General features: G+C 65.4%; 8 protein-coding genes. 3 read left to right on the top strand and 5 right to left on the bottom strand.

The genetic code is table 11. From position 1 onward, the window contains the following. Positions 1–136: 136 nt before the first annotated feature. Together KBY66_RS11595 and KBY66_RS11590 are read right to left on the bottom strand one after the other, a co-directional pair. Entirely contained in the window at positions 137–1,033 is an 897-nt protein-coding gene (locus KBY66_RS11595) for a CHAD domain-containing protein (RefSeq protein ID WP_255089679.1), read from the bottom strand. A 77-nt stretch (positions 1,034–1,110) separates the two neighbouring features. Next, on the bottom strand, positions 1,111–2,118 hold the full coding sequence (locus KBY66_RS11590; protein WP_255089678.1) for a PstS family phosphate ABC transporter substrate-binding protein: 1,008 nt from the start codon (positions 2,116–2,118) through the stop codon (positions 1,111–1,113). Between the two features lie 160 nt (positions 2,119–2,278). On the opposite strand from KBY66_RS11590, the gene KBY66_RS11585 reads away from it, so the two are divergent. Both KBY66_RS11585 and KBY66_RS11580 read left to right on the top strand, forming a co-directional pair. Then, complete coding sequence (locus KBY66_RS11585; protein WP_255089677.1) at positions 2,279–2,692, top strand: hypothetical protein; 414 nt, start codon at positions 2,279–2,281, stop codon at positions 2,690–2,692. 75 nt (positions 2,693–2,767) lie between these two features. After that, positions 2,768–5,872 carry a cyclic nucleotide-binding domain-containing protein gene (locus KBY66_RS11580; RefSeq protein WP_255089676.1) on the top strand — a complete coding sequence of 1,035 codons (3,105 nt, stop codon included), beginning with the start codon at positions 2,768–2,770 and terminating at the stop codon, positions 5,870–5,872. 30 nt (positions 5,873–5,902) lie between these two features. On the opposite strand, the gene corA is transcribed toward KBY66_RS11580, so the two are convergent. From corA to KBY66_RS11565, 3 genes are all read right to left on the bottom strand, one after another. Next, the gene (corA, locus tag KBY66_RS11575; RefSeq protein WP_255089675.1) at positions 5,903–7,009 is read right to left on the bottom strand and encodes a magnesium/cobalt transporter CorA; all 1,107 of its coding nucleotides are present in this window, start codon (positions 7,007–7,009) and stop codon (positions 5,903–5,905) included. Further along, positions 7,006–7,179: a hypothetical protein gene (locus KBY66_RS11570; protein WP_255089673.1), complete on the bottom strand. Its 174-nt coding sequence runs from the start codon at positions 7,177–7,179 to the stop codon at positions 7,006–7,008. The genes corA and KBY66_RS11570 overlap by 4 nt, the downstream gene beginning before the upstream one ends. Before the next feature lie 61 nt (positions 7,180–7,240). Further along, positions 7,241–8,098, bottom strand: coding sequence for a 3'-5' exonuclease (locus KBY66_RS11565; protein ID WP_399225365.1), 858 nt, complete (start codon positions 8,096–8,098; stop codon positions 7,241–7,243). 95 nt (positions 8,099–8,193) lie between these two features. Between KBY66_RS11565 and KBY66_RS11560 the strand changes: the two genes are divergently transcribed. Further along, on the top strand, positions 8,194–8,655 hold the full coding sequence (locus tag KBY66_RS11560) for a peroxiredoxin (RefSeq protein ID WP_255089670.1): 462 nt from the start codon (positions 8,194–8,196) through the stop codon (positions 8,653–8,655). Position 8,656: the final 1 nt, after the last annotated feature.

Raw genomic sequence — 8,656 nt, 5'->3', positions numbered from 1 at the left:
CGGTGACCCCGGTGTGATCGCCAACAACTACATCGACTACGCCATCAACGCCCTCGTCTGAGCCCCTCGGGGAACCAGATCGCCGTTCGGCAGCCAGGGGCCCCATCAGGGGCCCTTTTTTGTGGCGTGGTGCCCCTCAGGCGGCATCAAGAAGGCTGGTGTGCAGCGCCCGACGGCTGCCATCGGAGAGCAACGCTTCGACCTTGCTGAGCCATTGCCCCCAGCGTTCGGCCTTCTGCAGCTCGATCGCCTGGCAAAGGGCCGGAACCGCCTTGGTGAGATCGCGGTCGAGATGGTCGCTGAGCGCTTCGGAGAGCACCTGCAGATCATGCAGGTCGCCCAGGCAGTCCTGGGCGCGACGCAGTTCCGCCAGCCAGCCAGCCAGCGCTTCGGAGGCAAACGGTTCGAGGTACTCCAGGGAGTAGCGCACGCCCTTGATGGTCTTGCGCAGCTCATGCAGGGCCTGATCGTGGGGATCGGTGACGAACCAGCCCGTCTGCAGGAACAGGCTGCCGATCGCCTGCCCCTGCCACTCGAGCAGCCATCCGCGCAGGGGCCGCTGGCCGATCGCGGTGAACCGGGGCGCCTGTTGCCACTTGTGCAGCCGCGCCAGCAACTTGAGGTAGGGGCCCTCGCGGAGCGTGGCAGCCAGCCCCTCGAATGCCGCCTGACGATCCCTCGCCAGTTGCTTGAGAACAGGATTGAGCGCCTGTTGCTCCGGGCCCGGCAGCGCCGGCAGCCAGGTGGAGGTCAGCCGATCCCGCATCACATCGAGATCACGGGTCAGCCCAGTGCGGCGTGCCACCTTGGCGATGCGGCGGTCGCTGACCGCATCAGGCATTTCCAGGGCAGCGCCGAACTGACCCAGGGCCGTGCGAAGCCGCCTGAGGCTGACCCGCAGTTGATGCAGGCCTTCTGGATCCCGATCGGCCAGCACCTCGGCCTGGAGCTTGCCCAGCCGGCGGGTCTGGCGTTGGATCAACTCGGCGGCATAGTCACCGCTGCTCAGGAGGGGCGCGCTGAGGTCAAGCATGGATTGATTCTGCGCCGCCGCCGGGGGCTTGCCAGGGGCTACCCAAGCTCCTGATCCCCGATTGAGACTGGCCGTAATCAGCGGAACTGGGGTTGTTTGATCTCGTCGAAGCTGCGGGCGATCGCCTTGCCAATCGTGAGCCCCACGGGCAGATCACCACCGAAGGAGGTGCCGAGCACGTTGCGGTAGAGCTTGGACTCCACCAGGCGGTAGGTGGAATCCGGCAGGGGAATGAAGCGGGCCGCTTTCACGAAACGCGGGCCCTGCCGGACGTAGAAGCTGACGAAACGGCGCACGTTCTCCTGGCTGTGCAGCATGTCGTTGTTCACATAGATGAACAATGGCCGGGCTAGGGGGGTGTAGAGCTCGTCCTGCACTGTCTCAATGGAGGGGGTAACGGCCCCCTTCGGCCCCTTGATCGCCAGGGCACGTAGCTTGGTGGCGTTGGAGACATACCAGCCGAAGCCAACATAGCCGAGCGCCTGGGGATTGCCGGCCACGCAGTTCACCACCACGTTGTCGTCTTCGCTGCTGGTGAAATCGGTGCGGGAATTATCTGCTGAGCCGTTGATGGCCTTGTTGAAATACTCGAAGGTGCCGGAATCCTTGCCAGGACCACACAGCTTGATCGGGCTGGCCGGCCAGGCGCTGTTGACCTGATTCCAACGGTTGACCACACCCTGGGCCTTGCGATTCCAGAGGCGGGAAAGCTCCTCGGTGCTGATCGTTCTGGCCCAGCTGTTGCGGGGGTTGACGACAACGGTGACGGCGTCGAAGGCGATCGGTAATTCAATGAACTTGATGCCCTTGGCATCGCAGGCCTTGAGTTCCTTGCTGCTGATCGGTCGGGAGGCATTGCTGATCGGCACCTTGCCGGCACAGAAATCACGGAAGCCAGCGCTGGTGCCCGTTTCCTTGAGGTCAAAGCGCACCTCCTTGCCGGCGCGAGTCTCTTTGAATCCACGGATCGCTTCGCCGGTGATCGGGAAGACGGTGCTCGATCCGCTGATCTGGATCGCGGCCGGCTTGGACTGGGCCCGTGCGATCATCCCCGCGGTGAAGGCGAGCAGGGCTGCGGCGGCCATGGCAGCTGAGCCCAGCGAGATCCAATGCCGGTTGATGGGAAGATCGTGTCGAACCATGCCACAGTCGCGTTGCAGACACACTCTCGGCTGCCGGTGACGGGCTATTGGTTAAGGCGCGGTTAGGACTGCGTAGTGATTGGCACCAACGACCTGCTGCGTCATGACATCGGTCCAAGGCCCCATCCACCCCCACGACCGCGCTGATCAGTTGCCGCCGGATCGTCTGGCGGAGCTGGTTCGGGAACGCCGTCGCTGGCTCTGGAGTGAGGGCTACGGATTGCTCCAGCTCCTGGATCGGATGGCGGAGGAAGCCCCCCTGCTGGCCGAATCCCTTGGCTACGCCGATGCCGCCGCCCTCTTGATGGACGGCTACGGCCTCGATCTGGTGCTGGGAGAACGGGCCGGGCGCTGGATGCCCCTGCTCTTGCTGGAAAGGCCGGCCGAGCCGGTCCTGAAGCAGTGTGCGTGCTGCGGAACACCCTTCACGGCCCGTCGTCAGGACGCTCGCTATTGCTCCAGCACCTGTCGCTCGCGGATCAGCCGCTCACGCCACCGCCAGCGGGCTGAGCCGTAAAGTCCGCCCCAATCAATCGGGATCAGCGATGGGGCCAGGGCGGACGTGAGGATCCTCCGCAAGGTCTTCCGGTCTTTGGGTGTTGACGCAGGCGAAGAACGTCTGGTCATCGGGCTTTTTCTCCATTCGGGATTGATCGGCTGCGTTCTGATCCTGACGCTCACGTCAGCCAACGCCCTGTTCATCTCAACAATTGGCCCCCAGGGCCTCCCCTACGTCTATCTGTCAGTAGCGGTAGCGGCTCCCTTGAGCAGCGTTGGGTTCATGGGGCTGGCTCGCCGGGTTTCGGAACGGCGGGCATGGTGGCTCACGCTTTTTGTCATCACGGTTGTTTTTCTGGGCTTTCGGGTTCTGATCGGCGGTGGTAATCCCTGGGTTGCTGCCTTTGGTCTGCTGATCTGGTACCGGGTGGCGGAGGTGCTCCTGAACCTGGAGTTCTGGGGGTTGGTCGCTTCGCTTCTGGATGTGCGGCAGGCCAAGCGGCTCTACGGCTTGATCGGTTCAGGAGAAGTACTGGCCATGATGCTGGGGGGACTGGCCTTGCCATTGCTGGTTGCTCGCGTTGGCAGCGACGGCCTTGTGGTGCTGGCTGCGGCCGCCTCAGCGATCTGCCTGCCCGTGCTGTTCTGGGTCCTTCCCGATCGCCCCGGGCCCTTGGGGAGGGCCAGGTCGTCCTCTGGCGAGCGCCGAGCCACCCGACCGCTGTTGCAGCACACCCCGTTCGTTCGATTGATTCTTGGCCTGTTTCTCGCCTCGGTGCTGATGCGGTTCCTGGTGGATAAGAACTTCCTGGCCGTGGCGGTGGAACGCTTCAGCACGGCCGATGGGCTGGCAGCCTTTCTGGGGGTGTTCTACGCGGCCGCAGCCGCCATCACCCTCGTCCTGCGCAGCCTGGTGACCCGACCGTTGCTGGGGCGATTCGGACTGGGGCCAGGTCTGATGATCCTGCCGCTGAGCCTGGGCTTTGCTGCCCTGGTGACCGTTTCCCTGGCGGGCTCGAGCGCTTCCCTGCTGATCCTGTTCTGGCCCCTGGCTGCGGGGAAGTTCTTCGATCACGCCTTCCGGCATTCCATTGATCGCTCTTCTGTGCTGCTGCTGTTCCAGCCATTGCCGAGCCAGGAACGCATCCGTGCCCAGACCCTGGCGGAGGGGGTGGTCAGCCCCCTGGCGGCGGGATCTGCGGGTCTGTTGATCCTGGCCCTCGACACGTTCTTGAGTTCGGGCCCGCCCACGCTTGCCTGGTGGATGCTTGCTGTGGTTCTGATTTGGATCAGCATCGCCCTGGCCTTGAGGCGCGCCTTTCCGCGCACCCTGGCCATGGCGCTGCGGCGGCGCCAATGGGTCGGCGGGACTGTCTCCGCCGCCGACCGCGCCTCCCGCGATGTTCTTCGCCGGGCGGCCCTGGACCCCAGTTCCGCCTCTGAGGCGGTCTATGCCCTGGAGCTGCTGCAGGACTCCGATCCGACGTTCATCTCAACGCACCTCCCCACCTTGCTGAGCAATCCGAACGTTGATGTTCGGCTTCATGTTCTGGGGGTCGTGGAGCGCGGCGGAAACCCGCCGCCGTTGCCCTGGTTTCGCACGGTTGCCGACTCCGAGCGGAATCCCGAACTGCGTGGGGCGGCCCTTCGGGTTCTGGCGGCCCACGACGGCGATCGGGAGCTGCTGCGGCTGCCAATGCATCTCAACAGCGGGCACGATCCGGTGCGGGTCGGGGCGTTGGTCGGGTTCTTCCGCCATGGTCCTGCCGAAGCCGTCGATGCGGCCCATCAGGCCCTGAGCCGGTTGAGAGAATCCACAGAGCCTGCCCAGCGTCAACTGGCGGCGAAGGTCCTGGCCCAGAGCGGTCATCGTCGACTGACCAACGATCTAGAGGCGCTGCTCGATGATCGGGACATCGAGGTGCGCAGGGCAGCTCTGCGGGCGGCGGGCCCCTGGGCTCACCCGAGGATCTGGGGGCGGGTTGTGGAACAGCTGCAGGAGCGCGATTCGAGGCAGCCTGCCCTGCTGGCCCTTCTGGGGGCGGGGGATGCGGGGGTGGAGGCCTTGATCGCTCGATTGGATGGGGAGGCCCTGCTCCAGGGCGAGGAGCTCCGCATCCTCCGTCTGCTGGCTCGGCTCTGCCATCCCAGCAGCCAGGCAGCCCTGCTGGAGCGACTTTCCTCAAGCGATCCGGCCAGGCGCCGTGCAGTCCTGGTTGGACTGGTGCGCTGCGGTTATGGACCTGCGAAGGAGGAATCAGCCGCCGTGGAGGCCGAACTGCTGCGGGATGTCCGCCTGGGCGGCTGGTTGCTGCGCTCGCTCAGTGATCTTGGCGATCGGGAGCGTGGGTTGCTTGCCGAGGCGCTGAAAACCGAGCTGCACCGTTGCCGCGAACGAATCCTGCTGCTGCTGGAGTGTCTCCATGGCGGTTCTGCGATCCGGGAAGCCCGCCAGCGCTACTGGGCTGGGTCCGCCAGGGAACGGGCCATGGCCCTGGAACTGCTCGACTCGATCCTCTCCCCATCCCTTCAGGACATGTTGTTTCCACTGCTGGAGGGGCAGTCCATCGCTGTGGCCCTGGTGGGGATGCCCCAGAAGTTTGTCCCCCAACCGCTGACGGCCTCGGAGCGCTTGAAGGAAATCCTGGAGGGCCGATCCTATTCTTCCTCTCACCCTTGGCTGCGAACTTGTGCGCTGTACAGCGTTGACGCCGCTGGCCGGCTGTGCAGTCAGGATGCACCTCAGCTCAATGCTTTCACGGCCATGACGGATTCAGCCACGATGGAGAAGATTCTTGCTCTCAAGGGTGTTGAGATCTTCGCGAGCACGCCCAGTGATGTGCTGTTGCAGTTGGCGAATGCGGTGGACGAGGTTCATCTCACCCCAGGGGAAGAGCTTTTCAAGCAGGGGGATCTCGGAACCTCCATGTTCGTGATTGCGGCGGGGCTTGTCCGTGTCCACATGGGGGAACAAACGATTGTGGAACTGGGTCGGCGGGAGATCGTGGGCGAGCTTGCCGCGCTTGACCCGGAACCCAGGTCGGCCTCGGTGTCCGCGATCGAGCCCACCCTTCTCTACCGCATCGACCAGGAAACGCTTTCGGAGCTCATGGTGGATCACCCTGAAATCGTGCAGGGGGTGATTCACGAACTGGCCAAACGGCTTCGCAACACCACCGCCGCCTATGAAGCGATCTGATGTCCTGCCCACAGATTCCTGCCGGCTGGCTCAGCGCCGCGTCGCCGTCCAGTCCTGGAACCAGCCCCGTCGCCACAGAAAATAGGTCTGCAGCCCTGCGATCAGGGCCATGAAGGTCAGGGCGAAGTAATAGCCCAGGGGCAGATCGAGTTCGGGCATCACTTTGAAGTTCATGCCATAGATGCCGGCGATGAAGGTGAGGGGAGCGAAGATGCTCGCCACAATGGTCAGGGTTTTCATCACCTGATTCATCCTGTTGCTGGCGCTGGCCATGTAGGCATCGGAGACGGCATCGCATTGGTGCCGCAGCAGCTCGGCATTCTCGAAAATCAGTCCAACATGCTGGGCCATGTCCTCGAAGCCACTGCGAGCATCGGGTCCCAGGATGCGCTGGTTCTGGCGCAGGAGAATCAGAATCTGGTGCCGCAGGGGCCACACCAGGCTGCGGATCTTCCGCAGGCTGGCCCGGGCCATGTAGGCGCGGTTGAGCAGCTTCGGCTTGGGATCCCGCAGGGCGGATTCCTCCAGGCCATCAAGCAGCTCGGCGAGTTGCTCCAGCATCGGGAAGAGCTCATCGAGCATCTCGTCGATCAGGAAGTGGAGGATGTCGTCGAGGTCCTCACGGCCGGGTGGGGGTTCCAGGCGGTCCAGCCACTGGGTGAGCTGGGGAAAGGAGTGCGGTTCGGGGGATTCCTCGATGGTGAGCAGCAGGTTGGGCATCAGCAGCAGCCCCACCTGTTCACTGATCAGGTGGTCGGGTGAATCGGCAAAACTGAGGCGGTGCATCACCACCAGCACCGCGTCCCGCATCGAGTCGACCCGGGTGCGTTGGGGGGTTTCCATCAGCGGGGCATGGAAAATCTCCGGAACCCCCAGCTTCTGAAGCACCGCACTGATCAGTCTTGGATGCCCCAGACCTTTCAGCCGGACCCAGAGGGGATCGCCGCTGGCGATCAGCGCATCCAGGCCGTCCGGCCCCACCAGGGCGTGTTGGTGGTTCAACCCCGCGGGGTTGAAGCGAAGCACGGAGAGACTGGTTGGAGCCCTGCCGCCATGCACGAAGAGTTGGCCAGGCAACTCCCCGGGCCGTACCTTCAGCCGTCTGGAAACCGGCTGAGCCGGTGCGGTGCGGATCATCCACGCGTTCTAGCGAGGCCCAGTGTGTCTGGGGAGGGGGCGTGGTGGGGCATCAGCCGCTCCAGCCCCAGGCCCACGGTGAGGAGCACGCCCTGAATTAACAAGCAGCAACCGACCTGGGAACGGCGCTTCCAGAGCAGACCGGCCATCACGACATCAGCGGGGGCCACGATTTCAGGCGCCCCGCCCGCTTCGTTCTGCCATCCCGGCGACCGCGTCAGGCATGGCAGATCACGCCGTCAGCGGCTCCAGGCTCACGGGAAAGCCGACGCTGGCCGCCTCGCGGGCACTGAGACGCCGGCTCCAGGCCTTGGGAACGGGATCGTTCCAGCGAAATCCCGCCTGGCGGGCCCGATGCCGCTCCTCATAGGGGAGTTGGGCTCGATAGAGCTGGCGGGGCTCCAGGCCGGCGGCGAGCAAGCCCTCAAGGTCGTCGCAGCGCTCGAACACCTGGGCCAGGTAGATGCAGTCGGTCAGGGCCCGGTGCGCCGCCCAGACCGGCACGCCATAGGCCAGGGCCAGGTCCCGCACGGAGGGGGTGGCCCGCAGGTTCCGCTCCGACGGCCAGCGCAGGTCCTCCATGCTGCACAGCCAGGGCTTCTCGATGCTCGGCAGGTGGCCGTGGCCGAACCACTGGCGATCGAAGGCGGCATTGTGGGCGAGCACCACGTCGGCGCCGTCCACCAGGGTCTGGAAATAGGCCAGGGCCTGGGGCCAGGGCTGGCTCAGCCGGGTCACCGCCGCGGCGATGCCGTTGATGGCCTCGGCGTCATTGGTCTGGCAGGGCAGCAGAAAGGAGACCTGGCTGAGCACCGCCCGATGGGGCACGTCGAACAGCAGGGCCCCCACCTCGATGCACTGGTGGTGGCCCGGTTCAAGGCCGGTGGTTTCGGTGTCAACGATCAGCAGGCGGCCAGGAGCCCGCTGGCCGGAAGCCCGCTTGGCGGGAGCCGCGGCCAACGGCGCCGGCAGGTCAGGCAGCTGAACGTCCGGGGACGGCGGTGCAGCAACCAGGCTGAGCAGGCTGGTCTGCTGCCAGTCTGCTCGCCCCTCGCCTGCCCCCGCTTCCAGCTCCTTTGCCGGCCCCATTCCCCGCTCCATCGACACCCCATGATCCCAGCCGCGCAAGGGGGCGGCCCTGGCTCGGCCGTTCCTAGGCTCGTGGCCCAACGACAGAGCTCCGCGTGGCCAACCCCATCGCGCTGGGAGAGAAGGCCCCCCTGATCGCCCTGACCGACCAGAACGGCGTGGAGCGGCGCAGCGATCAGCTCCAGGGCAAACCGTTGGTGCTGTTCTTCTATCCCAAGGACGACACCCCCGGCTGCACCGCCGAAGCCTGCGCCTTTCGCGACAACCACGCCGCCCTGGAGGCCCTCGGCGCCCAGGTGTGGGGTGTCAGCGGCGATGACGCCGGCAGCCATGGCCGCTTCGCCTCCCGCCACCAACTTCCCTATCCATTGCTGGTCGACCGGGGCAATGCCCTGCGACAAGCCTTCGGGGTGCCCAAGGCGTTGCTGCTTCTGCCGGGCCGGGTCACCTACGTGATCGACGGCGAGGGGGTGGTGCGGCACATCTTCAGCGACCTGCTCGATGGCGCGGCCCATGCCCGTGAGGCCCTCGCTGCCCTGCAGCGGCTGCCGGCCTGAA

The sequence above is a fragment of the Synechococcus sp. Tobar12-5m-g genome (assembly GCF_024345415.1).
In the GTDB taxonomy this organism is placed as follows: Bacteria; Cyanobacteriota; Cyanobacteriia; order PCC-6307; family Cyanobiaceae; genus Regnicoccus.
The sequence above is the reverse complement of the archived record's forward strand: the minus strand, read 5'-3'. Positions and strand labels throughout refer to the sequence as shown.

What these genes read in the sequence shown, in the direction of transcription:
- KBY66_RS11565 (WP_399225365.1), bottom strand. Translation starts at nt 8,098, where the DNA reads ATGGGGCCGGCAAAGGAGCTGGAAGCGGGGGCAGGCGAGGGGCGAGCA.
- KBY66_RS11585 (WP_255089677.1), top strand. Translation starts at nt 2,279, where the DNA reads ATGACATCGGTCCAAGGCCCCATCCACCCCCACGACCGCGCTGATCAG.
- corA (WP_255089675.1), bottom strand. Translation starts at nt 7,009, where the DNA reads ATGATCCGCACCGCACCGGCTCAGCCGGTTTCCAGACGGCTGAAGGTA.
- KBY66_RS11595 (WP_255089679.1), bottom strand. Translation starts at nt 1,033, where the DNA reads ATGCTTGACCTCAGCGCGCCCCTCCTGAGCAGCGGTGACTATGCCGCC.
- KBY66_RS11590 (WP_255089678.1), bottom strand. Translation starts at nt 2,118, where the DNA reads ATGGCCGCCGCAGCCCTGCTCGCCTTCACCGCGGGGATGATCGCACGG.